The 24,243-nt window shown below is 69.6% G+C and carries 23 protein-coding genes and 1 pseudogene; 9 read left to right on the top strand and 15 right to left on the bottom strand.

The window, feature by feature from the left end:
* The first annotated feature begins 137 nt into the window (after positions 1-137).
* A complete protein-coding gene (locus E0504_RS27345) occupies positions 138-566 on the top strand; it encodes a BlaI/MecI/CopY family transcriptional regulator (protein ID WP_112106044.1) in 429 nt (142 codons plus the stop codon).
* Positions 563-1,522, top strand: a complete 960-nt coding sequence (locus tag E0504_RS27340) for a M56 family metallopeptidase (RefSeq protein ID WP_112106045.1) — start codon at positions 563-565, stop codon at positions 1,520-1,522. Before E0504_RS27345 ends, E0504_RS27340 begins: the two co-directional genes overlap by 4 nt.
* Positions 1,523-1,610: 88 nt before the next feature.
* Here E0504_RS27340 and E0504_RS27335 read toward each other — a convergent pair whose 3' ends face one another.
* A complete protein-coding gene (locus tag E0504_RS27335; RefSeq protein WP_131626069.1) occupies positions 1,611-3,029 on the bottom strand; it encodes a serine hydrolase in 1,419 nt (472 codons plus the stop codon).
* Between the two features lie 170 nt (positions 3,030-3,199).
* Positions 3,200-3,805 (bottom strand): annotated as a pseudogene (locus tag E0504_RS27330) (UvrD-helicase domain-containing protein); the annotation flags it as partial.
* A gap of 233 nt (positions 3,806-4,038) precedes the next feature.
* Here E0504_RS27330 and E0504_RS27325 point away from each other — a divergent pair.
* A complete protein-coding gene (locus tag E0504_RS27325) occupies positions 4,039-5,550 on the top strand; it encodes an alkaline phosphatase PhoX (protein WP_131626068.1) in 1,512 nt (503 codons plus the stop codon).
* Between the two features lie 205 nt (positions 5,551-5,755).
* On the opposite strand, the gene E0504_RS27320 is transcribed toward E0504_RS27325, so the two are convergent.
* Positions 5,756-6,061, bottom strand: a complete 306-nt coding sequence (locus E0504_RS27320; RefSeq protein WP_071066644.1) for an SHOCT domain-containing protein — start codon at positions 6,059-6,061, stop codon at positions 5,756-5,758.
* 280 nt (positions 6,062-6,341) lie between these two features.
* Between E0504_RS27320 and E0504_RS27315 the strand changes: the two genes are divergently transcribed.
* Positions 6,342-6,734, top strand: a complete 393-nt coding sequence (locus E0504_RS27315) for a BlaI/MecI/CopY family transcriptional regulator (protein ID WP_112107555.1) — start codon at positions 6,342-6,344, stop codon at positions 6,732-6,734.
* Between the two features lie 65 nt (positions 6,735-6,799).
* On the top strand, positions 6,800-7,660 hold the full coding sequence (locus E0504_RS27310) for a M56 family metallopeptidase (protein WP_235014261.1): 861 nt from the start codon (positions 6,800-6,802) through the stop codon (positions 7,658-7,660).
* 58 nt (positions 7,661-7,718) lie between these two features.
* Here the strand turns inward: E0504_RS27310 and E0504_RS27305 are convergent, their stop codons facing one another.
* The 6 genes from E0504_RS27305 to E0504_RS27280 form a co-directional block, all read right to left on the bottom strand.
* Entirely contained in the window at positions 7,719-10,010 is a 2,292-nt protein-coding gene (locus tag E0504_RS27305; RefSeq protein ID WP_131626067.1) for a cation-translocating P-type ATPase, read from the bottom strand.
* A gap of 19 nt (positions 10,011-10,029) precedes the next feature.
* Positions 10,030-11,058, bottom strand: a complete 1,029-nt coding sequence (locus E0504_RS27300; RefSeq protein ID WP_112107558.1) for a hypothetical protein — start codon at positions 11,056-11,058, stop codon at positions 10,030-10,032.
* Positions 11,055-11,294: a heavy-metal-associated domain-containing protein gene (locus E0504_RS27295; RefSeq protein ID WP_112107559.1), complete on the bottom strand. Its 240-nt coding sequence runs from the start codon at positions 11,292-11,294 to the stop codon at positions 11,055-11,057. Before E0504_RS27295 ends, E0504_RS27300 begins: the two co-directional genes overlap by 4 nt.
* A 223-nt stretch (positions 11,295-11,517) precedes the next feature.
* Positions 11,518-12,204, bottom strand: a complete 687-nt coding sequence (locus E0504_RS27290) for a hypothetical protein (RefSeq protein WP_112107560.1) — start codon at positions 12,202-12,204, stop codon at positions 11,518-11,520.
* Between the two features lie 270 nt (positions 12,205-12,474).
* Positions 12,475-12,696, bottom strand: coding sequence for a heavy-metal-associated domain-containing protein (locus E0504_RS27285; protein WP_071066630.1), 222 nt, complete (start codon positions 12,694-12,696; stop codon positions 12,475-12,477).
* A 46-nt stretch (positions 12,697-12,742) separates the two neighbouring features.
* The gene (locus E0504_RS27280) at positions 12,743-13,876 is read right to left on the bottom strand and encodes a sulfite exporter TauE/SafE family protein (RefSeq protein WP_071066631.1); all 1,134 of its coding nucleotides are present in this window, start codon (positions 13,874-13,876) and stop codon (positions 12,743-12,745) included.
* Between the two features lie 305 nt (positions 13,877-14,181).
* Between E0504_RS27280 and E0504_RS27275 the strand changes: the two genes are divergently transcribed.
* Entirely contained in the window at positions 14,182-14,649 is a 468-nt protein-coding gene (locus E0504_RS27275) for a hypothetical protein (RefSeq protein WP_131626066.1), read from the top strand.
* 110 nt (positions 14,650-14,759) lie between these two features.
* A complete protein-coding gene (locus tag E0504_RS27270) occupies positions 14,760-15,269 on the top strand; it encodes a barstar family protein (protein ID WP_306769272.1) in 510 nt (169 codons plus the stop codon).
* 611 nt (positions 15,270-15,880) lie between these two features.
* Here the strand turns inward: E0504_RS27270 and E0504_RS27260 are convergent.
* Complete coding sequence (locus E0504_RS27260) at positions 15,881-16,807, bottom strand: alpha/beta hydrolase (protein ID WP_306769271.1); 927 nt, start codon at positions 16,805-16,807, stop codon at positions 15,881-15,883.
* A gap of 144 nt (positions 16,808-16,951) precedes the next feature.
* Positions 16,952-17,611 carry a TetR family transcriptional regulator gene (locus tag E0504_RS27255; protein WP_112107562.1) on the bottom strand — a complete coding sequence of 220 codons (660 nt, stop codon included), beginning with the start codon at positions 17,609-17,611 and terminating at the stop codon, positions 16,952-16,954.
* Between the two features lie 162 nt (positions 17,612-17,773).
* On the opposite strand from E0504_RS27255, the gene E0504_RS27250 reads away from it, so the two are divergent.
* Positions 17,774-18,493, top strand: a complete 720-nt coding sequence (locus E0504_RS27250; protein WP_112107563.1) for an alpha/beta fold hydrolase — start codon at positions 17,774-17,776, stop codon at positions 18,491-18,493.
* Positions 18,494-18,669: 176 nt separating this feature from the next.
* Here E0504_RS27250 and E0504_RS27245 read toward each other — a convergent pair whose 3' ends face one another.
* The gene (locus E0504_RS27245) at positions 18,670-18,945 is read right to left on the bottom strand and encodes a hypothetical protein (RefSeq protein ID WP_243657635.1); all 276 of its coding nucleotides are present in this window, start codon (positions 18,943-18,945) and stop codon (positions 18,670-18,672) included.
* A 503-nt stretch (positions 18,946-19,448) separates the two neighbouring features.
* Positions 19,449-20,408 (bottom strand): oxidoreductase, encoded by a 960-nt coding sequence (locus E0504_RS27240; protein ID WP_131626064.1) that lies wholly within the window; start codon positions 20,406-20,408, stop codon positions 19,449-19,451.
* Between the two features lie 56 nt (positions 20,409-20,464).
* Here E0504_RS27240 and E0504_RS27235 point away from each other — a divergent pair, with 56 nt between their 5' ends.
* A complete protein-coding gene (locus E0504_RS27235; RefSeq protein ID WP_112107565.1) occupies positions 20,465-20,881 on the top strand; it encodes a MerR family transcriptional regulator in 417 nt (138 codons plus the stop codon).
* Positions 20,882-21,484: 603 nt separating this feature from the next.
* On the opposite strand, the gene E0504_RS27230 is transcribed toward E0504_RS27235, so the two are convergent.
* Positions 21,485-22,051, bottom strand: a complete 567-nt coding sequence (locus tag E0504_RS27230) for a DUF6036 family nucleotidyltransferase (protein WP_112107566.1) — start codon at positions 22,049-22,051, stop codon at positions 21,485-21,487.
* Between the two features lies 1 nt (position 22,052).
* Positions 22,053-22,472, bottom strand: a complete 420-nt coding sequence (locus E0504_RS27225; protein ID WP_235014263.1) for a hypothetical protein — start codon at positions 22,470-22,472, stop codon at positions 22,053-22,055.
* Between the last annotated feature and the right edge of the window lie 1,771 nt (positions 22,473-24,243).

Raw genomic sequence — 24,243 nt, 5'->3', positions numbered from 1 at the left:
CAACTTTCCGCCCGACATCGGGCTGAGCTGGGGCAACGGGCGTGCGGCGGACAGATTGTCCGCTCTGCGTGATGTCACAATCGCTGGGCGGCGCAACACGGCGATGCGCCGCCAGGCAACGAGCGACGGGAGGCACCGTGGCCGGTCGAGCCCGCCCCCGCCCGAGCGGGGGCCTGGAGAGCGAGGTCGTCGCCTGCCTCGCCGCGGCCGACGGGCCGTTGACCGCGGCGCAGGTCCAGGCCGAACTGGGCGATGACCTGGCCTACACGACTATCCTGACGACTCTGACACGTCTGTACGCCAAACAGGCCCTGACCCGCACCCCCCGCGGCCGCGCCTACGCCTACCAGCTGGTCGGCAGCCTGCCCGAAACCCAGGCCGGGCTCACCGCGCGCCAGATGCAGAAGCTGCTCGACGCCGGCGTCGATCGCGCTACGGTGCTGTCCCGGTTCGTCGACAGCCTGGACGAGGACTCCGAACAGATCCTGCGGGACCTGCTCGCCCGACACCCCGAGCCCGACGAGAAGCCGCCGGGACCGGACACCCGGAACCGGAGACCGAGATGACGACGCTCACTCCGGTGTTCCTGCTCGCCCTGGCCCTGTTTCCGGCTGTCGTCGGCCTCGCCGGGAGCAGGGCCGCGGCGGGCGCGGCCCGGTATCTCCCGCCGGCGGCGGCGACCGTGCTCCTCACCACATTCGCGGTGACGGTGTCGGTGGCCGTCGAGACGATGCTGTCGCTGTCCGCGTACCTCGGCACGGTTGATCTTTTTCCCGCGGCGCACCCGCACGACTGGTCGACCCCGATCCTGCGCGCGACGCTGCCGATTCCCCACGCGGCCGGCCTGGCCACAGGGGCGCTGGCGGTCATCCTGCTCGGCCGGACCGGCGTCCACCTCATCCGGGTCGTGGTGGGCGCGCGCCGGACCACGGCCGCGGCCGCGGCGTTGCCCGCGGTGGGCGGACTGGCGATCGTCGACGACACCGCCGCGCACGCCTACGCCGTTCCTGGCCGCAACCGACGCGTCGTCGTCTCCACCGGCATGCTGCGCCTGCTGACCGGGCCGCAGCGTCTGGCGCTGCTCGCACACGAGCAGGCCCACCTGCGTCACCACCACCACCGCTACGTCCAGCTGACCCGCCTCGCCGCCGCGGCCAACCCCCTGACGGCACTGATCGCCCCCGCCGTCGACCATGCGATCGAGCGGTGGGCGGATGCCGCCGCGGTCCGCGCGGTCGGTGACCCGTCCACGGTGGCCCACGCGCTGGGCCGGGCCGCGCTCGGCCGGCCCGCGGCACCGCCCCACCGCCCCGGCGCCGCCCACGATCATCCCCACGGTCTCGGTGCCGCCCACGATCATGTCGTCGACCGGGTGCATGACCTGCTCGATCCGCCGCTCCGCCAGACCCGGGCGGGTGTCCTGCTGGCGGTCGCGACGATGCTGTGCTGGGCCAGCACCGCCGCGGTCGTCCTCTACATCCACGGCGTCATCGAACTGGCCGAAGCCACCGTTGCCCGCTGATCCGCATTCCTGGAACCGTGGGAGCCGCGCGTGCGCCTGGCGGCCGCGGTCTGGCACGGACGCTCGGACCGTGCTCCTGGAACGCGGGTCAGTATGTCCGCCAGCCGCCCGGGTCGAGGCCGCCGGGGATGTCCGCGTCCGGGCCGTAGGGCGTGCGGGAGAACACGAAGGTGCCGATGTCCAGGTGGCTGACCGCGCCGTCCGGTGCGCGGACGACGCGCAGTGTCTCACCCGCGTAGTACCCGTCCAGCCCGGTCCAGGTGCCGTCCGCCTCAGCACGGAAACGGGCGCCACGGCCCGTCTGGCTCTGCGGGATGAGCTCCAGCCCACGGTCGGCGCGCAGATGTAGCAGGTGTGGCGACGGGCCCCAGTGCCACAGGCCGGTGAGCGCCAGAAGCGCTGGATCGACGGCCGGCAGCGGGCGCCACGGGTCCGGGATGCGTGGCTCGTGCTCGCCGACGATGCGGATCAGGTCGGCGGCGATCAGCGCCACCGCCGGCCCAGCGGTCACGTTCGCCAGGACGACGGCGGCGACGTCGTCGCGCTGACTCACCAGAACGGCGGCCAGGAACCCCGGCATCGAGCCGAGGTGGCCGTACAGCAGTCGGCCGTCCTGCCGTCGTAGTTGCAGGCCGAGCCCGTAAGAGGTGGTCCAGCCGTCTGCCTCGTCCGGGCCGGAGGCGGGCTGGCGCATCTCGGCGAGGGTGTCGGCGCTCAGAACGGCCTTGTCGCCCTGCGCCAGGAACGCGGCCCAGCGGGACAGGTCGGCGGCGGTCGACCAGAGCTGACCCGCCGGCGCCATCACACCGGTGTCCTCCAACGGCTCGGGCACCATCACATCCGCCCAGGGATGCACCCCGAAGCCGCCGGCGTGCGGTGCCTGTGGGGAGAGCGTGGTCCGGGTCAGGCCGAGCGGCGCCAGCACCTCCTCGTGCAGCGCGTCGCCCCACGGTTGTCCGCGCAGCCGGCTGACCAGCGCTCCGAGCAGCGCGAACCCGGGGTTCGAGTAGTGGAAGCGGCGGCCCGCCGGATGGCGTACCGCCGGCTCGTGGAGCACGTCGTCGAGCAGTGGCCGCAGCGTTCCAGGCGTGCGTTCCCACCAGGGACCGGGCGGCTCGGACGCGAGGCCCGAGGTGTGGCCGAGCAGCTGGGCGATCGTCAGGGCCCCTGCCCCGGCCCCGGCCCCCGGCCCCGCCGCGGTGCCGGGCAGGTGACGGTCCAGCGGATCGGCCAGGTCCAGTACGCCCTCGTCACGCAGGCGCATGACCTGCACCGCGACAAAGGTCTTCGTGATCGAGCCGATCCGGTACTGGACGTCGGCGTCCGGGCTGTGCCCGTCGATCATGCTCCGACCGTCGGCCCAGACCAGCCGGCCGCCGCGCACGACCGCGCCGACCAGCGAGGGCGTGCGCCCCTCCGCCTGCCCGACCGCCAGCCGGTGCAGCAACGCACGGCGGGTGCCCGGTAGCAACTCCTCGGACGGCGACTCCTCCGACGGCAAGGTCATCGCTCGTTTCTAGTCCGGCACAGGCGCCAGGACCAGTCCGTTTACGGAGAACCAGCCCGTTGGCCCGGGCGACCGCGCCGAGCCAGCACGCGGACGGCCCTGGCCTTCTCGGCCGCTGTCGCAGGCGCGCCCCGGTAGCACGCGACCCGGGAACGACCGTCGCGGGCGGATCACGCGGGGCGGATCGCCGGATCGAACGGGGCGAGGAACGGGCTCTGGGGGCCATGCCAGGAGACCGACAACTCCTCCCGCGCCCGGGTACACGCCACGAAGAGCAGACAGCGCTCTCGCTGGACGTCCTGGGCGTGCGCGATTTCGTCCTCCCCAGCTGGCGTTACCGCGCTCGAGGCGGGAACCTGACGCTCGCCGACGCCAAGAACCGCCAGGCACCGGAACTCCAGCCCCTTCATCCGGCGCATGGTGCCGACCACGACCACCGGTATGCCGAGTTCCCGCAGGCTCACGCGGTTGTGGTGAATGCGCTGGCTGGCATCGCCAGCGACGAAGATGTCGTCCGTGCCTGGCGCGACCGCCGCCCGCAGGAAGCGCCACTGCACCGGGCTGAGGTCCTGTGCCTCGTCGATCACGACATGCCGGTATGGCCGTTGTGGCCGCTGTTCCAGCAGGCATGCCGCCTCGACACAGATCATCTCATGAGTCCAGCGGCCGGAGGCGCGAAGATCTCGATCGAAATGCTGCCAGGCGGCCCACACCTGTGCCCGCCGACGAGGCCCGAGCGGACGGCCCCGCCCGACCCGACGTGCCACCACGGTTCCGTCCGACGCGCAGACCGTTTCCCCAGCTGGCGGGCTCCCGGGGGAAGCATCGACCGCGATCTATTAACGAATCCTTCATATCGATGCCACCTGTTCCCACCTGCGGCGGTACCAGAAGGACTGGGAGGGTCGGCCGCGGTGGCCGTCCAGCTTCCGGCGACATACCTCCTTCACAGCCGGGGGCTGACGGTCACCGTCATGCAGGGCTGACGAGGGATGTGGATGTGACTTCGATGGACAGGCGGACTCTGCTGGGACGCGGAGCGGCCGTGGCAGGCGGCGCGGTCGTGGCCTCGGCGCTGCTGCCGGCACTGGACAACGCCGCGCTGGCAGCGTCGCCGGCTCGGGGCGGCAGCGACCAGGCGGGTGGATACGGCCCGCTGTCTCCCCTGGTGCCAGCCAACGAGCCGACCGGCCAGCCGTACCTGGCGCTGCCCGCCGGGTTCAGCTACGTGGTGTTCGGCAAGACCGGCACCCCTCTGGTCAGCGACCCTGGGACTCTCAACGGGACCAGCCATGACGGGATGGCCGCCTTCGCGCTGCGCGGCGGCAGGGTCCGCCTGATCCGCAACCAGGAGGACCGCCAGCCGGCCGGTAGCGGCTCGGTCGCCGGCCCGGCGGCCACCAAGTACGACCCGAAGGCGTTCGGCGGTGTCACGGTCCTCGACTACGACCCCAGGACCCGCACCCTCGTCAACGACTACATCGGACTCAACGGCACCATCGTCAACTGCGCGGGCGGCATCGCCTACCGCGGACGGGGCTGGATCACCTGCGAGGAGACGATCGCCGGGCCGGCCAACGGCTACGACAAGAAGCACGGTTACGCCTACCTCGTCCCCGCCGACGCGGGGAAGACCGTGCCCGCGGTGCCGCTGACCGCCCTCGGCCGGTTCGCCCACGAGGCGGTCGCCGTCGACGACCGGACCGGCTTCGTCTACCTGACGGAGGACGCCGGTTCCGGCCGCGGCTCCGGCTTCTACCGCTTCCTCCCGAAGGACCCGAACAAGCTGGAGAAAGGCGGTCTGCTCCAGATCCTCGCGATCAAGGGCCGCGCGCAGGTCGACCTCCGGCAGGGGCAGAAGGCCTCCGCCTGGCTGCCCGTCGAATGGGTCGACATCGACGACCCGGACCCCGACACCATCGTCGAGGCGGACAAGCCCGGGGCGACGAGCGTGTTCGCGCAGGGCTGGGCCGGGGGCGGCGCGAAGTTCAACCGCCTCGAGGGCATCTGGGCGGCGAAGAGCACGATCTTCTTCTCCTCGACCAGCGGTGGTGACGTCAAGAACGGTGACGTGAACTCCGACGGGTACGCCGAGGGCTTCGGCCAGATCTGGGAGTACGAGCCCGGCAAGGGGCAGGGCACCCGCGGCGGACGCCGGCACACCGACGGGGGGCGCCTGCGTCTGGTGTTCGAGTCCCCCGGCGGCTCCGTCCTCGACTCCCCGGACAACATCACGATCAGCCCGAAGGGCAGCCTGCTGCTCTGCGAGGACGACGCCTCCGACGACGGGGACCTGCACCCGCTGGCGCCCGGCGTGGAAGACGTGAACCGGCTGATCGGCCTGACCCGGGCCGGGAAGACCTTCGAGTTCGCGGTCAACCACTTCAGCAGCGCGGAGTTCGCGGGCGCCTGCTTCGCCCCCGACGGCAGGACCCTGTTCGTGAACGTGTTCGGTGGCGTCGAGGTGGGCAGCGGCTTCACGGCCGCGATCACCGGCCCGTGGAACCGCGGCGCCCTCTAGCCACACCGTGCCCTCTTCGGTGTCGGAAAACGACACCGAAGAGGGACCTGTGAGCTACGGCGCGGGAACGGCCCGGTAGTAGGCCCAGCCACGGCTCTGCGGCTTCGTGTGTGGGCGGCTTCGTGTGTGGCCGTGGCCATGGCCATGGCGGTTCCACGTGGCCGAGCACCATGTTTTCGAGGCGGTGCTCCGGCGTGCCCTGCGGTCAGTGTTTGACGAGGCGGGCGGTGTCTCGGAGGGTCGCCAGGCGGGCGCGGTACTCCTGTTCGTCGATCTCGCCGCGGGCGAAGCGGCCAGCCAGAACCTCCTCGGGTGAGGGTACGACTGGTCCGTGAGCGGCTCCGGGCTCGCTGGACGAGCGCGTTGCAGGACGTCTCCGTTCGTCGGAGCGGATCAGGGCCCGCACGAGCAGCACCGCCCCGGTGATGAGAACAGCCCAGAACAGCAGCATGCCCATGGACATGGCGAACCAGCCCCAACCACTGATATCATGATCATTCCAGTACATCATCACGCAGTTACCTCCCGGAGCGGCGGGGTGACAGCAATGCGGTAAGACCCGCACCGCGCCCCTGCCCCTGCCCCTCAAAGCGTGCGCCCTCCGCCGTGGGAGCGCAGGGGACGTTCGCCCCAGCGCGTCCGGCCAACCGGCAGGCCATCTCGGTACACACAGGCCATCTCGGTACACATTCGTCTCCGGCAGCCGCCTGGTCGGCCCGCCCCGGGTAGGACCGCGCCCGCGTCAGCGAGAGCTGTGATGGCATACGGGCGAGTGTGTCGAAGGGAAACGTGTGGAGCAGTTGACTGACCTGGAAGCCGCGATCATGGATCGGGTGTGGTCCGCGCGAGGTCCGGTGGCGGTCCGCGACGTCCGGGAACTGCTCAGTCCGACCCGCGTGCTGGCCTACACCACGGTCATGACCGTCATGGACCGGCTGTACCGCAAGGGCTGGCTGACCCGGGAGCGCTCCGGCCGGTCCTACCACTACCAGCCCGTCCTGAGCCGCAGCGCGCACACGGCACGGATGATGCGCTCCGTGCTCGCGGAGGCTGACGATCGTGGTCTGGCGCTGCTCCACTTCGTGGAGGCGATGGATCCCGGCGAGTACGAGACGTTGCGGGAGGCGGTGCGCTGGCATGCCGGCAACCGTGGCGATGACGGCGAGGGCCCTGCGCGACGATGATTTTCGGGATTCTGATCCTTTACATGGTTGCTGTCGCGTGGGGCCTTCCGCGTTGTCTTCGTGGCATGTCGTGGACGTCGCGCACCCCGCGGCTCGCGGTCGCCACCTGGTTGGCGGGAACGGTGTCGGTCGTGTCCATGGCGGTGCTGACCGGTGCGCTGCTCGTCGTGCCCCTGCACGCGATCGGCGACATCGTGGTGCTGCTCGTGCAGTGGTGCGGGTGGACCGAGCACGCCTTCCCCGTCCTTCCGCCGTGGACAGCGCCGCGGCTGGTCGGGCTGGGCCTGGTCGGGCTGGGGCTGCTCCGGCTCGTGCAGGTCGGTGTCGCGGTCACGCATGCCCGGTGGGCGGACCAGGCCCGGCACCGGCACGACGTCCGGCTTCTGGGACGGTTCCATCCCCGGCTGGGGATCTACGTCCTGGATCACACGAGACGCGGGGCGTTCTGCCTGCCCGGCAAGGGAGGCACCGTCGTGGTCACCCGCGGGGCGCTGCGTGTCCTCCAGCCCGCGGAACTCGACGCCGTGATCGCCCACGAACGCGCTCATCTGACGGGCAGGCACCATCTGATCCTCACGGCGGCAGCCGTGCTCGCCCGCGCGTTCCCGACTGTGCCGCTGTTCGCCGTCGGCCACGAGGAACTACGCCGACTCGTCGAACTCGCCGCCGACGACAGCGCGGCGCGCCGCAGCACCCCACGCGTGGTCGCCCAGGCCGTGCTGCGGCTCGCCGCTCCTCCCAGTCCTCTGCTGGGGATGGCGAACACCGCGGTACACCAGCGGGTGATCCGTCTCATGGCCGACCGTCCGCCGCTGTCTCGCTCCACGGTCCTGGGCCGCGTGCTGCTCGTCGGCCTGCTGCTGGCTCTCCCCCTGCTGGTGACGACCATCCCGGCGTTGAGCGACCTGACGGACCACTGCGCATGACCGCCTTCTCCGTGGGACGGGGACCGACTCGCCGCCAGCGCCGGGGCATCCAACTCGATCAGATGCCTCTCGTGTCGCCCTGTGCGGCGAACCGTCGCAGCCGCAGGCTGTTGGCGACGACGAACACGGAGCTGAACGCCATCGACGCACCCGCGATCATGGGATTCAGCAGGCCAGCCGCGGCCAGGGGCAGCGCCGCGAGGTTGTAGGCGAACGCCCAGAACAGGTTTCCTTTGATCGTCGCCAGGGTCCTGCGGGACAGCCGGATCGCGTCGACCGCGGCCCGCAGGTCGCCGCGTACCAGAGTGAGGTCGCTGGCTTCGATCGCGACGTCGGTGCCGGTACCCATGGCCAGACCGAGGTCGGCCTGCGCGAGCGCGGGGGCGTCGTTGACCCCGTCGCCCACCATCGCGACGACCTTGCCCTCGGACTGCAGGCGCCTGACCACGTCGACCTTGCCCGCTGGCAACACCTCCGCGATGACGGTGTCGGGGCCGACGTCGATGCCGACCTCCGCCGCGACAGCGCGGGCGGCGGCCGTGTTGTCGCCGGTGAGCAGTACCGGGGTCAGCCCCAGCCCACGTAGCTGGGCGACGGCCTGCGCCGAGGTCGGTTTCACGACGTCCGCGACGACGAGCACGGCGCGGGCCTCGCCGTCCCAGGCGACGCCGACGGCGGTCCGGCCACCCGCCTCGGCGGCGTCCCTGGCCGCGACGAGGTCCGGCGGCAGCGGCAGGCTCCAGTCCGCCAGGAACGCCGAACGCCCGACGAGTACGGCACGCCCGTCGACGACGCCGTGGACGCCGAGTCCTTCGACGTTGCTGAACTGGTCGACATCAGGCAGGTCGCCGACCTGGTCGCGGGCCGCCCGCACGATCGCGGCCGCGATGGGGTGCTCGGAGGCGTTCTCCAACGCGCCGGCCAGCCGCAGCGCCTCGGTCTCGTCCACGTCGGCGGCGGTGTGGATCTCGACAAGGCTCATGCGGCCGGTCGTGACCGTGCCGGTCTTGTCGAGCACGATCGTGTCGACCCGGCGGGTGGATTCGAGTATCTCGGGGCCCTTGATCAGGATGCCGAGCTGCGCGCCCCGCCCCGTGCCGACCAGCAGCGCCGTCGGCGTGGCCAGCCCGAGCGCGCACGGGCAGGCGATGATGAGGACGGCGACCGCGGCGGTGAACGCCGCCGCCGCGCCCGCCCCCGCCCCGAGCCAGAAGGCCAGGGTGGCCGCGGCCAGGGCGATGACGACCGGCACGAACACACCGGAGATCCGGTCGGCGAGCCGCTGCGCGGCGGCCTTGCCGTTCTGGGCGTCCTCGACGAGCTTCGCCATCTGGGCCAGCTGTGTGTCGGCGCCGACCCGGATGGCGCGCACGACCAGCCGCCCGCCGGCGTTCACCGTCGAGCCGGTCACCGCGTCGCCCGGTGCCACCTCGACCGGGACGGACTCGCCGGTCAGCATCGAGGCGTCGACGGCCGAGGAGCCTTCTTCGACCGTGCCGTCGGTGGCGATTCGTTCGCCGGGCCGGACGACGAACCGGTCGCCGACGGCCAGCTGGTCGATCGGGATCCGCACCTCGGTACCGTCGCGCAGGACCGCGGCGTCCTTGGCACCGAGTTCGAGCAGCGCCTGCAGCGCCGCGCCGGCCCGCCGCTTCGCACGCGCCTCGAAGTAGCGGCCGGCGAGGATGAACGTGGTGACTCCGGCGGCGACCTCCAGGTAGATGTTGCCCAGCCCGTCCCCGCGGGCGATGGTCAGCTCGAACGGGTGCACCATCCCCGGCATCCCTGCGGTGCCGAACTGCAGCGCGTACAGCGACCACAGGAACGCGGCGCCGACACCGATCGAGATCAGGGTGTCCATCGTCGCCGCGCCGTGTCGAAGATTGGTCCAGGCTGCCCGGTGGAACGGCCACGCGGCCCAGGTCACGACGGGGCCCGCCAGAGCCAGCGAGAACCACTGCCAGTTCGTGAACTGCAGCGCCGGGACCATCGCCATCGCGATCACCGGAACCGCCAGCACGGCGCTGGCGACCAGACGCCGGCGCAGCGGGCGGGTCGGGTCCGGCTCGGCGTCGGGGACGCCGGCCGCCGGCTCCGCCGTCTGCGGCCGGGGCAGTTCGGCGGTGTAGCCGGCCGCCTCGACCTGGGCCACCAGCACGGCCGGATCGACGCCGCCCGGGGCGTTCACCCGGGCCTTCTCTGTGGCGTAGTTGACCGTGGCGGTGACACCATCGATCCTGTTGAGTCTGCGCTCGACCCGGTTCGCGCAGGACGCGCAGGTCATCCCGCCGATCGCAAGCTCGATCTCGGTGACCGCAACGCCGGACGTGTTCGTCGTCGTGACACTCATGCCAGCCTTCCTCTCCCGGTCAGTGGCTGTGGCCGGCGCCGTCATGGCCGGCCGGCGGCGGGGTGACGGTGACGTCCCGGGCGGCCGGTTCGGTGGGCTCGGCCTGCTCGGTGGGCACGGTGGGCACGGTGGGCACGGTGAACTCGACGGTACGGACGACCCCGTCGTGCTGGAAGTCCAGGAACAGCCGGTAGCCGCCCGCGCTGGGCACCTCGGCGACGAACGGGACGTCCGGGCCTGCCGGCCCCTCACCGGGTCCGCCGTCGGGATGTACGTGCAGGTAGGCCAGGTCGCCCTCGCGCAGCGCGACCAGGTGCCCGTAGGCGCCGAGATAGGGCTCCAGGTCCGTCACCGGCCGCCCGTCCCGGCGCACCGTCAGGGTGAGCGGCGAGGCCCGCCCGCTGACGAGGTCGCCGGCGAGCGTCACCTCATACCCGTCCACTGCCGCGGTGCGGGTCGGCACGTGCATGACCGGCTCGAACAGACCGGGGGCGGCCAGATCGACACCCAGCGTGGTGGCCGCCGCGCCGGTGGGAGCGAAGTCCGCGAACGCCCGGTAGGAGCCGGCGGCGGGCACGCTGAGCGGGACCGACCAGGTCCCCTCGGGCGTCATGCCCGGATGTACATGCTGGAACCCGGTGCCGTCGCGGCGCACCAGGATCAGGTGCATCCGCTTGTCGTGCCTGACATCGAACGCCGTGACGGGAGCTCCGTTCGGCCCGACGATCCGGAAGGTGAAGTCCTCGCGGGCCCCAGGGGTCAAGCTCGAGTCAGTGGGTGCGAAGGTGTAGCCGCCCGCGCTGGATGCCAGCCCGCCCGGCTGTTCCGGGACGGCGGCCCTGACCTCAGCGGCCCTGACCTCAGCGGCCGTGGCCTCGGAGGCCCTGACCTCAGCGGCCGTGGCCTCGGAGGCCGTGGCCGCTGAGGCATCGTCGACGCCCGCATCGACCGTGGTCGGAGGGCCGACAGCCATGCCGACGCCGTAAGCCCCTGCGACGAGCAGGGCGAGTGCCGCGCCAAAGGCGGACAGCTTCACCGCCGCGTTCACCTCACACCAGCTCCTTCGGGCGCCGGCCTCAGCCCGGCGAGCCGGTAGCCGGCCTCTTCTACCGCGGCACGGACCTCGGCCGGGTCGACCTGCCGGTCGCCGGTGACGGTGACCGCGCCGGAGCTCAGGTCCACCGCCACGTTCGTCACGCCCTGGATGTCGCCGACCTCCTCGGTGACCGAGGCGACGCAGTGCCCGCAGGTCATGCCAGTCACGGTGTAGGTGGTCTCGCTCATCAGGAGCTCCTCTCTCGGGGGCCCTGGGCATCGCGTCAGGACTCGACAGGGCGCGACGCCGACGGCCGCCCTCACCATCCCTTCGCGAGATACCCATGGGGGGTATTCTGCGTCGAGCAAGGTACCCCATGGGGGTACCTCGCGGGAAGCCCGGGGTGCGACCGCCGTCGCCCCGGTCAGACAGTGCGTGCGGCTGGATGTGGAGCCGGGGACGTCGGGATGCTCAGTCGTCGTGAGGTGCGGTACCCGGGGGGTGGGGGTGGTTGGGAGCGGGCTGGGACGGCGGCTCCTGCTCACGGGTTTCGCCTGCCGCGGGCGACGGTCCGGTCGTCCCACCCACGCTGTCGTGTGGGAGCTCCGGGGGATCATCGTCCGAACTGTGAGAGTGGGGAGCGGACTCGTCTGTCATCTCGTGGCCGTGGCTGTCACCGTGACCGTGTGACCCGGCGAGTTCGACCGCGGGCAGGGTGAAGCCGGTGACCCCGGCGCCGACGGCACCGATCACGGCAGCCGCGCTGAGCGAGGAACGGAACCCACGCGCGTGCCGCGCCCGGAGGGACCACAGAGCGAGGACGCAGACCGCCGTCTGAAAGGCCACCGCGGTGAGGTCCACCCTGTCGACCTGTTCGGGCATACCGGCATGGGGACCGACGGGGAAACCCGCGGTCCGGCTGAGGACCCACACCAGGATCACCCCCGCGTTGACCAGCAGGCCCGTCGCCACCGTCCGTCGGCCGGCGCTCCGCATCACGGCGAGGGCCCAGCCCGCCTGGAAGACCGCGGTCGCGAAGAAGAAAACGCCCGACAACGGCCAGGAGGTGAAATGGCTCGGCGCGACAGCGGCATGAGTCGCGGCCGCGCCGAGCGAGGCGAACGCCGCCACGATTCTGCGCGCCCCGATGTCGGCCATGATCCGGGTCTCGGCTCTCCGCCGGCCTCCCGCATGTCTCCGTCCCTCGGCTTCGGCCTGGAACAGGGGCGAGTCGGGAACGGGCCTGGATGGCTCGTGGAACGCCGCCCGGCGGATAACGAGCGGCGTGGTCGGTGGACCGTCCACTGCCCGGCTCACCCGGTCGCGCAGGACAGCACAGTCATGCCGGCCTCCTGGTGGTAGACGTCATGGCAGCGGACGATCCGGGACCGGGGCGGTCAGCCTGCCCGACAGGTTCTGGCCGGTCCGTCACGGCAGCGGCGAGGCCCTGTAGCCGAGTTCTTCGATCACTCTGACCACGTCCCGCGGGCTGTTCCGGCTCAGGTCCAGCTCGACCGTGGTGCGTCCCTGTTTCAGAGTGGTCCGGGTGCTGCGAACGCCCGGTAGGTCCTCCAGAGCATCGTCGATGAGCAGCGAACAGCTGGCACAGTGCATTCCTTCGACGCGGAACGTGTGTGTGGTGGCGGGCACTGTCGGGTACTCCGTTCTCCTTGTACAGCCGAAGGCAATCTGCTCGTCAGACGACGGTGATGACCCCGGTGAACATCCCCATGCCGCACGCGTAGCGCAGCTTCCCGGGTTTCAGCGCCCCCAGATCGATCGTCGTGTCGCCCTCGACCGGCAGGACCTTCTCGACGTCGCGGTCCGGGATGACAAACGACCGGATGCAGCCCTGCGCGTTGTCCGAGTGCACCACCAGCGTCGTGGGCACACCTGCCTGCACCTGGACGTTGCCGGGGCTGTAGGAGTCGGCATCAGCCGTGATCTTCACGGTCTGGCGCCCGTCCACCGTCGACGCGGCCGACGTGTCGACCGGCACCCGGGAGAGCCCGACGGCCTCGGCGAGCCGGTTGGCGGCCAGCGGCGAACCGGCGAGCTGCAGGCCGCCGTTGAGGGTGTAGAGCCCCATCGCCAGCACGACCAGCCCGGTGACCGCGGCCAGCCTGCTGCGCCACGCGGTCGCGGCCCTGCGGGCGGCGTAGCCGAGAACGGCGAACAACGGGCCGGTGCCGAGCACGAACACCCCCATCGTCGCCGCACCCGCCAGCGCGGACCCGGACGCGAGCGCGAGCGCCTCCACCGACAGCGTCACGCCGCACGGAATGAGCACGGTGGCCAGACCGAGCAGCGCCGGTGCCAGCGCCGCCTGGGAACGGGCACGCCTGCGGACGACCCTCATCCACGAGGCCGGCGGCTCGACGACGACGCCGCGGAACCCCGGCACGCCCAGCTGGGCGAGACCGAACACGATGATCAGCAGGCCGGCGCCGATCTGCAGCCAGGTGCGCGCATCGACCGAAAGCTCCACCGCGCCGCCCACGGCGCCCAGCAACGCCCCGAGCAGGACGTGCGAGACAAGCTTCCCGGCCAGGAACCCGCCGACCGGCGCGAGGTCGTCACCGAGCTGAGCACGCCAGTCCGGTTCCCGTACGGCCTGCACCGACCGGATCCCGGAACGGGCCCGATCCCGGCGGACGGCATGGCGGGCCGAATGGCGACCACGCCCAGGCGCGGGACGGGACGGCTCGGCTGCCCCCGCCGCTGCCGCACGCTGCCGGGTGATCAGGCCGGTCAGCAGGCCGCCCTGCACCGCGGCGCAGGACACACCACCCGCGAACAGGCCGGTCACCAGAACAGTTGCGAGATTCACGCAGCCTCCCGCGAGAGTGGACGAGGATGCTCGAAAGCTCGCCAGCCGAGCGCGGAGCCCCGCCCGGGCCGCGTGTCGAAACGAGCAGCGAGACCGGGCGGGATCCGGCATGCGGTCCGACGTCAGTTGCCGAACCAGACGGTAAACCACTACATGACGTAGTAGACACCCGGGTCAGCCGTGAGCATCCACGGCGCGGGGGCACCGTGGCGAAGCAGGCCCATCGGAACACCCGGGCAGCGTCCGCGACCCGGCACCAAGGCAGGATCTACTACAAAAGATCGTAGACAGAGCGAAGGTTGGCCGTGGGCAGCCCCGCGGGCGGCGTCTGTCGGCCCTGGACGCCACAGGCATCCACCCGCCCCGGCCCCCTCGGACCAAACGCGCTCCGCCACGCCGAACAGCTCATCGCCGCCGTCGCCCCACTCAAGCTCGACCCCGCAGCCGCCTGGACCGTCGACCCCGCCGTCTTACCCCACCTCGCCCACGCTCTCCGCGCCCGCGCACCTGACCGCGATGGCACCACCTTCACCACCGGCCTCGGCACCGTCCTCGACGGCATCGCACGACGCTTCGCCGCCCCAAGCCGACATCTGGACGGTACGACCACGTCCGCGACGTTCATCGAATTCTGCAAGCAGCTCCTCCACGACATCGACGGCACCATTTTCCTCATCGTCGACGACCACAGCGCACACAAGTCCGCCGCCGAACTACACGACGGCGCCAAGAAGGCATTCGCTCGACTGCCGGCCACCCCGGAAATCATCTGAGGCTTCTTCCGAGATCCGGACCCGACCTATATCAACATTCCAGCAGCCTGGTTTCCAATTAGTATACTGGCGATCATTACAAGTACTTCACGCGGATTAGGCAGGCAAAAGTGCCCCATAGCCGGCTACCTCACATACTTCTTTCACCACAACCTCCTTGGATTCTCTGCGGAGAAGTACCCGCGCCTCTCGAAGATGCCGACCAGCCGGGTAGTGATGTACGGCTGGCGAGCATCAACGGTATTTATATGAGCACCGAGTCGGACATGCATGACGAATTTAGTGATAAGTGGGACTTCCCCGGTTATTACGGTCGCAACTGGGACGCCATGTACGAATGTCTCACCGACCCGAGTTGGGCACCAGCCGAGGCCTACGTCCTGGAAATCTCCAACAGTTCCCAACTTCTGTCACGGCAACAGCACCCGCTCGAGGTTCTCCTCGGCGTACTCTCGTCCGCAGGTAGAGCATGGACTGCTCCGGGGTCGCGCGGCTGGCCTATTGACGAACGACGAGTGCCGTTCCATACAGTTCTGCGCGATCCAGAACTGACAGACAGCGACCTGGTCGATCTATATTCCCCACCCGGTGTGCCGGTATCTGTCCTGTCGACAGTTTAGCCTGCAGCGGGGCGATCTCCCTGCGATCTATTCGGGGTAACTTTCACCACCGACAGATTCGCCAATCCGTCATGGTTGAAGCGGTGATTCTCGGGTGGCGATATCGCCACCCGAGAATCACCGCCAGAAGGCCTGCCCGGTGCACGGCGGTCAGCGAGGCGGTAGTTGGTCGCATAGCGGGCCTGCATGACCGTCTTCTTCCCGGAGGCGCGGGTGGTCGGGCTGGTGCCGGAGTAGTTCCTCCGGGCCTTGGTGTCGCGGTAGCGGGTGAGGTCGTCCTTCGAGGGACCCAGCACCAGACCGGGTGCTGTCTCACGGCCGCACTGAGATCAGCCGACTTCGGCCACCTTCTCGACGCGCTATCCGCTGGCCAGTTCGCGGCCCTGCGCGCCGCAGGGCCGGCTTACCTGACCAAGTCCGCCGAGGACATCTCACCAGTGCCATGGACATCTTCCTCATGGCGTAGCCGGCGAACTCGCCGGTCGGCAATTACAGCCGTCAGACGCCGACACCGTGAGACTGACCGACGGCGACTCGGAATTCGTGAGGTGCACCTTATTTCGTTCAGTACAGCACACGTCCTGATCGATCCTGGAGGAACAGACCGCCAATCAAAATTTTGACCTCCACCCCGTGCTGGAGTCGACGAACTGGCGTATCTCCCGCTGAATCGCATCGTCCTCGGGGGCCATGCCGAAGAACCCGCCATGACCGCCTGCTTCGGTGACGTGAAGGTGCGCGTCGACGCCGGCTGCGCGAAGCGCCCGGTGCATACGCACGGAGTCCGACAGGAGCAGGTCACGCGTGCCTGTCGTGAGAATCGTTGACACAAACCCCTTGGTGAAGTCGCCGAACAACGGCGATACATAGGGGTTCTTAAGATCATGACCTGCCGCGTACAGGAGGAAGGCGGGCATCGACCTTCGCGGGAGGAGTGGGTCGAGCCCCAGGTTCGTCTGGATTGAATCACCGGACTCGGTGAGGTCCACGACCGGCGTTTTCAGCACCGCGCCGGCAGGTAGTGGGAGGCCTTCGTCCCGCGCTCGCAGGATGAGTGCGGCGGCGAGGTTACCACCCGCCGACGATCCGCCGACGACGATGCGCTCCGGTTGGCATTCCTCCAGCAGTGCGCGGTAGGTGGCAAGGCAGTCGTCGAGTGCCGCAGGGAACGGATGGTCGGGAGGCATCCGGTAGTCGACGGCCCAGACGCGGATGCCAGCGCGTGTGGCGGTGCCGACCGCCATGGCGCGGCAGGCTTCACCAGCTCCGTAGATGAAGGCACCGCCGTGAATGTCGAGATAGACGCGGTCGTCGTCTGTCGACAGGTCGATCGGCGTGATGTCGTGGACACGGAACGGGCCGAGGTCGAGTTCCTCTGTCCGGACCGGCGCGTCGGCTGCCCGCGCTGAGAGCGTGGCGCCGATCGTCCGGTCGTGATCGGCGATCAGTGTTCGCCATCCATCAAGATCATCTAATGGCGGGTACCCAGGAGACTGCATCGGGGGCATCGCGAGGACCGCCTGCGCCTCGGCGCTCACCGATGTCGGAACTGGAACATCACGTGCCGGGACGTGCAGGACAGGCCGAAGGTCGGTCATCTCCGCTCCGATCAGATCAGTCAGCCGAGAAGGTAGTTCGATGTTCATCAGCTGGCGGCCGGTGCGCCACCGCTTCGAGGATCGTCAACGCTGTGACTTGCCCGGGCCGGTCGCGTCCTGCCGGTCGAGCTGTGCGGGCGGTGTGGGGTACCTGTCGGGCCGCGTCCGTCGCGTCTGTGCCGCGGCCGCAGCGGGCTCGTTGTTTGTGGTGAGGCGGAAGACGGCCCGCTCAAGTGTCGGGAGAATGGCGGTGATGTCGAGCTCGCCGTTCGCGAACTGGCCCACCACGGCGTAGGCCATGTTCGTGAGGATGAGCCCGATGTCGTCAATGTAGTCGGGGTCACCGCCGACCAGGATGGCGCGCGCAACAGGTTCGATGGCGCCCATGGCCTGCTGGTCGAGCTTTCGTCCGCCCGGCCCGTTCCGCGCCCGGTGGTAGGCCTCGAGGATGCGCGGGCTGCGTTCCCACGGCTCGAAGACGTGCCGGAACACCCGCATCAGGCCGTCGTAGAGGGATTCGCCGGGGGCTGGTGGCGCCACCGGTGCACAGCTGTTGACCGTCAGCCACTGCTGCAGCGCGGCCACGACGAGCTCGTCCCGACTGGGAAACAGCTTGTAGATCGTCAGCGGTGAGACGTGTGCGCGGCGGACCACCTCACGGATCTGGACGGCGTCATGGCCGCCGGACTCGAGCAGCTCAAGCACCACACGGAGGACTGCATCGCCTGGCCGGGATGCGGGCACCTGGCTCCTCCCCTCGTTCGCCGACAGTCCTTACTCAAGACATCACCTACGATATCCTGGTTATCCGGATATCTGGGATATCTACACGGTCTACACGATCAGGGACGGCTCGCGGACCCGCGGGACGGGTCGGCTGTGCCGTCATGGCGAAGGAGAACTCGCATGGCGACGTACGTCCTGGTGCATGGTGGCGGGCATGGCGGCTGGTGCTACCAGCCGGTAGGCCGTTTACTGCGGGCTGCCGGGCACGAGGTCTACGCGCCCACACTCACCGGAGTGGGAGAGCGCGCGCACCTGGCGAGCCCGAAGGTCGACCTCGACTTACACATCCAGGACGTCGTGGCGGTGCTGCACTACGAGGACCTGCGTGACGTGATCCTGGTCGGGCACAGCTACGGCGGAATGGTCATCACCGGTGTCGCCGACCGGGCTGCCGACCGGGTGGGCCGCATCGTCTACCTCGACGCGGCGAACCCCGTGAACGGCCAGTCGCTCGTCGATGTCGCCGGGCCGATCATCACGGTGACCCGGCCGCACGGCCAGGTTGTCGACGGTGTCGAGCTGGTCCTCCTGCCGGCCCCGGGTGCGGGGGCCTTCTACGGCGTGACCGACCCGGCCGACCTCGCCTGGATGGACGATCGCCTGACCGGCCACCCGTGGCGGTGCTTCGAGCAGCCGCTGACGCTCGCCAACGAGGCGGCGCTCTGGGCGATCCCGCAGTACCACATCGTCTGTACCTCCACCCTCGCCACCCGCGACGCGGAGCTCATGGAGAAGGCGCGCGCGGCCGGCCGTCTCTGGGCCGTCGACACCGGCCACGACCTCATGATCACCGAGCCGCGGGCGGTCGCCGACGCGCTCCACGAGGTTGCCTCCGCCTGATCAGGTCCGGGCGAGCCGGACAGGATCGAGGTACGGCCGTTTCGGAGTGGACATCGCCGGTGCGGCGTTCAGGCCGGCGACCCGTGGGGCCGCCGGCCTGGACGGCCTGACGTCCTCGGAGTCCATCCGCGCCGGCCGGCACCTCGGCGGGACCGACCGGCGTCAACGCAGCGGCATCAACGCAGCGGCGTTGGGACATAGCGAGCCGGGCCGTGGCCAGGCGTGAGGACGAGCTCGGTTCCCGCCTCCCCGGCGCGAAGAGTGTCGACGACGGCGGCGGCGACCTCGTCGGCGGAGAGCATCAGAACACCGGCGGCCTGGAAGTGGGTGCGAGCTCCCGCCGTCAACGGCGTGTCGACAAGCCCGGGGCAAACTGCGCCAAGGCGGATGCCCTCACGCGCCAGTCGCCCGGACAGGGCACGGACCAGGCCAAAGTTTGACTTTGTCCGCACACTGCACATCCGTCAAGCCAGACCACCGACGCGGCGAAACCGCAGGTAGGACAGGGGAAGAGTGGACAAAACCGTACACAATACGAACCACTACCCAAACATCACGGGGCCGACCATAGCCCTCGAGCCTTAGCCGCTCCAGGCTAGCTACCTGCGGTTTCGTGCGGGCTGAGGGCCCGCTCGAGGTCCCGGGACCCGGTCCTATTCGGTCACCGCTGTTCTTACAGGCCCGATTGCGGGCCCCTGGTCGGCTTGACGTTCCTCTTCGGGCCGATCGGGTCGAATGGGTTTGGACCGACATCGTTCACTCGCCCCCCGTTGTTGACGCTGCCGAGTTGTTCGATCTGCTGAGCCGCAGGTCGGTCGGCGCGGCGGGGAGGCGGTGAGTGAACCGTCCGGTGAACGGTCAGACGGCGCTGAATCCTGTGACGCGGCACCGTTCGTCAGCGGCCCCGGTAGCGCCGTGATCGTCGAGGCGCTGGCGCAGTGCGCTCGGGCGTGAGTCAGCTGAAGGCGTCGAGTCCGGTGAGGTCGGCGGAGAGCGCCCAGAGCCGCGTGGCGCCCGCGGGGTCGGCCGCCCACGGCTTGTAGCCGCCGACCAGCATGTCGTCGGTGGTGGCGGGAGATGCGAGGTCACAGTCCTGGCAGTAGGCGCCGCCGTGTCCCGCGAGCTGCGCGCTGGTGGCTGCCCAGACAGCGGTCGCGGCGCCCTGGGCGGGCGTCTTGAATCCCGTGGCGGGCCGGCCGTGGGCGTCGATCCAGCCCAGAGATCGCTGCTCGACCTCCGGTATGTGCCGCTGCAGCGGGGTGAGGATGCTGCCGGGATGGACCGAGAAGGCATGGATGTCCGCGTTCCTGGCCAGGGCGTCGAGATGGAGGGCGAACAGCGCGTTGGCGGTCTTCGACTGCGCGTATGCGATCCAGCGGTCGTAGCCGGTGGTGAGCTGCGGGTCGTGCCAGCGGATGCCGGAGAGGAAGTGGCCGGCGGAGGAGAGCACGACTACCCGTGATCCGGGTTGCAGGGCAGGGCGGAGCAGGTTCACCAGGGCGTGGTGACCGAGATGATTGACGGCGAAATGCCCCTCCCAGCCGGGACCGACCCGGCTCTCGGGGATCGCCATGACCCCGGCACCACAGATGAGGATGTCGATGGTCGTGCCGGTGTCGAGGAGCTGGTGGGCGTAGCGCCGGATGCTGCTCATGTCAGCCAGGTCGAGCTGGCCGACGTCGACTCGTTGCATGCCGGCGGTGGCCCTTCTCCCGGCATCGGGTCGGCGGGCTGGCACAAGGACCCGCGCGCCGGCACGGCTCAGCGCTCGGGTGCTTTCCAGGCCGAGCCCGGAGTAACCACCAGTGACCAGCGCCGTGCGTTCGCTGAGGTCTGTTCCCGCGAGGACCTGGGCGGCGGTGGTGTCGCGACCGAACGGTGTTCTGGGCGGATGGTGTGGGGGTGAGGTGGTCATGCGGCGAACGTACGATCTGGAGTGCACTCCAGCTCAAGGGGAGAGGATGGGGTCCGGTGGCGGCCGAGCGCTTCTCGATCGGTGAGGTGGCGACCCGAACCGGGTTGAGCGTGGACACGCTGCGCTGGTTCGAGCGCGAAAGGTTGCTCCTACGGTCCGTCTCGCGTACCTCTGGTGGCCGGCGCGTCTACGACACCGCCGATCTGGAGTGGCTGCACTTGATCAACCGGCTGCGCACCTCCGGTATGCCGATCGCCCGCATCCGCGAGTTTGCCGGTCTGGTGCGGTCGGGGCCGGGAAATGAGGTCGAGCGCTTGGCTGTCCTGGTCGAGCACGAACAGGCTGTCCAGATGCGGATCGCGGAGCTGGCGGAACACCTGGCCGTGATCCAGAAGAAGGTCCGGATCTACGGCGAGCATGTCCTGGCGGGCACCGCGGCGGGTCTCTGGGCCCCTGTAGCTGGGAACGGCTGACAGTGCCCGTGCTCTCCGCGCCCGCATACCCGACCGCGACGACACCACCTTGACCACCGGCCTCGACGGCATCGCACGACGTTTCGCCACTCCTAGTCGGGAGCCATCACATTAAGTAGCAAACCTGTCGAGGAACACGAGGGGACTTGAACCACCCATAAGCCTCTTACCTGCACAAACTCGATGTCACCGCGCGACACGCGAACGGTGCACCCACCAAGACGATCAATAAACAGGATGTTTTCGCAGGTCATCCCCTACGTGACCCTGCGTGGTGGGCAGGGGCGGGGTCGAACTGCCGACCTTCCGCTTTTCAGGTCAAAACGCCTAAACGCTGTGCTGACCTGCATTTTCCCACGACCTCGACGAGCGTAACCGCGACAGGCGGATTGTCTTCAATCCTACGGTGGCAGATGGTCCGCTCCCCGCCGGCGGGCAGGTCCGGGTTGCCGGGCCGTCCGCAGCGGCGGCTTCGGACAGACCAGGGTACGTCCACGACCGACGCATCGACTACGACTGCCGGATGGCCCGTAGGACCGGGGTGGCGGGCACGGCCCCGGGCACACGGCCCGGCGGTACCGGGCGTCCCACGCTTGGGCCAGCTCAGGCGGAGTTTCCGCCGTGGGCTGTGCCGTCGCTGTCGTCGTGGAGCGAATCGACGATCTCTTCAAGGAGGAACTGGACCTTTGCATCGATCGGGCGACCGTGGTAGACGGACTGGACGAGGTCGAGGCCTTCGCTGACGGTGGTGTAGCCGAGCTTGCGATAAAGGAACGCGATGTCCTCGGCGTCGGCTTCGACGCGGGCTGCGAACAGCTTCATCGCGAGCAGGTACTCGGCGGAGGCAACGTCAACGGTGAGGTGGTTGGCATCGAAGTACCTGGTCGCGGCCGGATCCGGGCCAGGCAGGAAGCCTTTCACCGCGTCGTTGAGCCAGTCGGCCGGGAGGGCATGGCGCTCGGCGAGCGCGGAGGCCGCGGCGCGGACGACGTCGGTTGGCAGGAAAACGGCATCAAGATCGCGGGTGGATCGGGTCGCGTCGTAGACGAGGGCGAGCGCGGCGCCGCCGACGAGAAAAAGGTCGGCCTTTGCGCCGCGCCGGCCCAGTTCGTCGTTGAGTTCCTGGAGCAGACTGGTGATCGACTCACGGCCGAGACCCGGGCTGGTCATGTCACGCCCGCTGGAGCGCGCCGCCGGTGATGAACACGCCCCGTTTACGGAATGACAGCGGGGACTCGACCAACGCCCGAGGATGGAGGCCCTTCAGCGTGGTGACGAACCACCAGGGCACTGCCTCGAGTGCCGGGTCGCGCACCCATGGGGGGGTCTGCCAGCCGTCTCGACGGGCGAGGTGCTCTCCAAGCGCGGCGAGCGCCGCGTCCACTCGGCGGTCGCCGGACGGTCGTGGGCGGTCTGCCCACATCGCGCTCGCTGCTTCAGGGCCCTGGTGGCGCAGCACGCTGGTGTAGTCGTCGAGCATCTGTATAACTGCGTGCCGCCAGATGTCCTGCAGGCGGGACTCGGCCGCGACCATGCCAGCCGCGACCGCTGCGGCGTCGTCAACGGTCCGGAAGGCGTGCAACGAGTCCACGTCACTACAGTACGCCGTTGATCATGTCGTCTGCCTCGCAGAGTGGAGTCCACTCACGCTCTGGAACCCCACCGGACGGACGGCTCCCGTTTGCGGCGAGTCTGCGGGTGCTCTCGCCGTCCTGACAGCAAGCCGGCGGGTCCTCCGGGCGCCGTCGGGCGCACCCTCAGCGACGGTCCGGCCGGCCACCACGTCGTCTGCCTGAGCGCATCGGTCACCAGCTCACGAGACTGCCCCGGCCGGTAGTGACGCCGCGCGGGTGTCAGATCGGGTGGTTCTCACTGCAGCGCACGTCGTCGCAGAACCAGACAGCCCGATTCTCGGCCCGATGTCGATACCGCTGTTCCCTCAGGTTCGACACCGCCCGGACGGAGATCGCCAGCACGGCAGCCCCGCCGACCCTGTGACGATCTCACACAAACGAGAACCCACCGCAGGATACTTTGGCTAATTCTCCCGAATCGGCACGAGTCCACGGAAGCCGACTCGAAGATCCTCGATCAGTACACGGCGCAAGCCGAAAAAGTTTTACTCTGTCCGGGCACTGCACAACCCGGAGCTCCGAGACTGATCTAGAGAAAACCCAGGTCAGGCAGGGGGTGAGTGGACAGAACCGGGCACAACCCGAACCGCAACCCCACCATCCCCAGCCCCGCGATCTCCATCCCCGAGCGCAGGGACAGGCCGTCTACCAGCGGAAACGCGCGGCCACGCCGTCGTGCGTCCGCGCACGGGGCGCGGGCCACGACCCCGGGATGACACCAGTGGTCGGGGCCAGTAGGCCATGGCCCCGATCACCAGCCCGGACGTCCCGCGTTGGGCGGTGCGCTCGGGTAGCCGGAACGACGCGGCCACGACGACCGGGATTGCATGGTGGGATGCTGCCTGCTCTTCAATCGCTTCGCTGTTGACCGACATGCGGGTAGGGAACCGGACAGGATGTGTCGGCCCGGCGGGGTGCGGGGTCGACACCGGCGCGGTGCAGGATTCGCCAGACGGTGACGACCCCGACCGGATAGCCCAGCCCGATCAGATCGCCCTGGATCCTGCGGTGGCCCCAGGTCGGGTTCTCCAGTGCGAGGCGCAGGACCAGCTCGCGGATGTCCCGGCGTATAGGTGGCCGTCCGGGTGTCTTGCGCGGGTCCATTGTTGTGTAGGAGGTCGCGGTGCCAGCGCAGCACGGTGGCGGGGGTGACGAAGAACGAACCCCAGCGGGCCCGGGGTAGCAGCCGGGACAGGGCCGCGAGGATCATCCGATCCGCCGGTTCCAGGGCCGGGCGGTGGACCTGCCGTCGCAGCACCGCCACCTGATGTCGCAGGACGAGGAGCTCCACGTCTTTCGCGGTGTCCCCACGGACCCGGAGCAACATCAGCCCGAAAGTGTTCCGTGTCAGGGCGTAGAGCAGCGACCACACCACGACGTCCAGCCTGCCAGACGCAGACCCCGTCTCGCAGGCAAATACGCAGGTCACCGCACAAATCGGGGTTCTGGAGCCCCACACGCCTTCACCGAATTCGCACACGCAGGCTGACCTGCAGACCAGCAGCGCTTCGGCACGCCTCGCTTTCGCACAATGCAACAATCCCGACGCCTTGCATCCACCCTGGGCCGGAGTGGCAGGCCTGTTCAGGCGGGGGTGTCGGTCGACCGGGCCGGCCGGCGGATCACCGGTGTCGTCCCGGGCGTGCCCGACCACGGTCAGCATGACGCCGTGCGGGACGTGCTGGCCGTCTCCTGCACGGGGATGCTCGTGCGAGCCTCGGCCTGGGA

The sequence above is a fragment of the Parafrankia sp. BMG5.11 genome (assembly GCF_004337455.1).
The sequence above is the reverse complement of the archived record's forward strand: the minus strand, read 5'-3'. Positions and strand labels throughout refer to the sequence as shown.

Excerpts from the sequence above, each read along its gene's own strand:
- E0504_RS27340 (WP_112106045.1), top strand. The coding sequence starts at position 563 with ATGACGACGCTCACTCCGGTGTTCCTGCTCGCCCTGGCCCTGTTTCCG.
- E0504_RS27335 (WP_131626069.1), bottom strand. The coding sequence starts at position 3,029 with ATGACCTTGCCGTCGGAGGAGTCGCCGTCCGAGGAGTTGCTACCGGGC.
- E0504_RS27325 (WP_131626068.1), top strand. The coding sequence starts at position 4,039 with ATGGACAGGCGGACTCTGCTGGGACGCGGAGCGGCCGTGGCAGGCGGC.
- E0504_RS27320 (WP_071066644.1), bottom strand. The coding sequence starts at position 6,061 with ATGATGTACTGGAATGATCATGATATCAGTGGTTGGGGCTGGTTCGCC.
- E0504_RS27310 (WP_235014261.1), top strand. The coding sequence starts at position 6,800 with ATGTCGTGGACGTCGCGCACCCCGCGGCTCGCGGTCGCCACCTGGTTG.
- E0504_RS27305 (WP_131626067.1), bottom strand. The coding sequence starts at position 10,010 with ATGAGTGTCACGACGACGAACACGTCCGGCGTTGCGGTCACCGAGATC.
- E0504_RS27295 (WP_112107559.1), bottom strand. The coding sequence starts at position 11,294 with ATGAGCGAGACCACCTACACCGTGACTGGCATGACCTGCGGGCACTGC.
- E0504_RS27290 (WP_112107560.1), bottom strand. The coding sequence starts at position 12,204 with ATGGCCGACATCGGGGCGCGCAGAATCGTGGCGGCGTTCGCCTCGCTC.
- E0504_RS27250 (WP_112107563.1), top strand. The coding sequence starts at position 17,774 with ATGGCGACGTACGTCCTGGTGCATGGTGGCGGGCATGGCGGCTGGTGC.
- E0504_RS27240 (WP_131626064.1), bottom strand. The coding sequence starts at position 20,408 with ATGACCACCTCACCCCCACACCATCCGCCCAGAACACCGTTCGGTCGC.
- E0504_RS27230 (WP_112107566.1), bottom strand. The coding sequence starts at position 22,051 with ATGACCAGCCCGGGTCTCGGCCGTGAGTCGATCACCAGTCTGCTCCAG.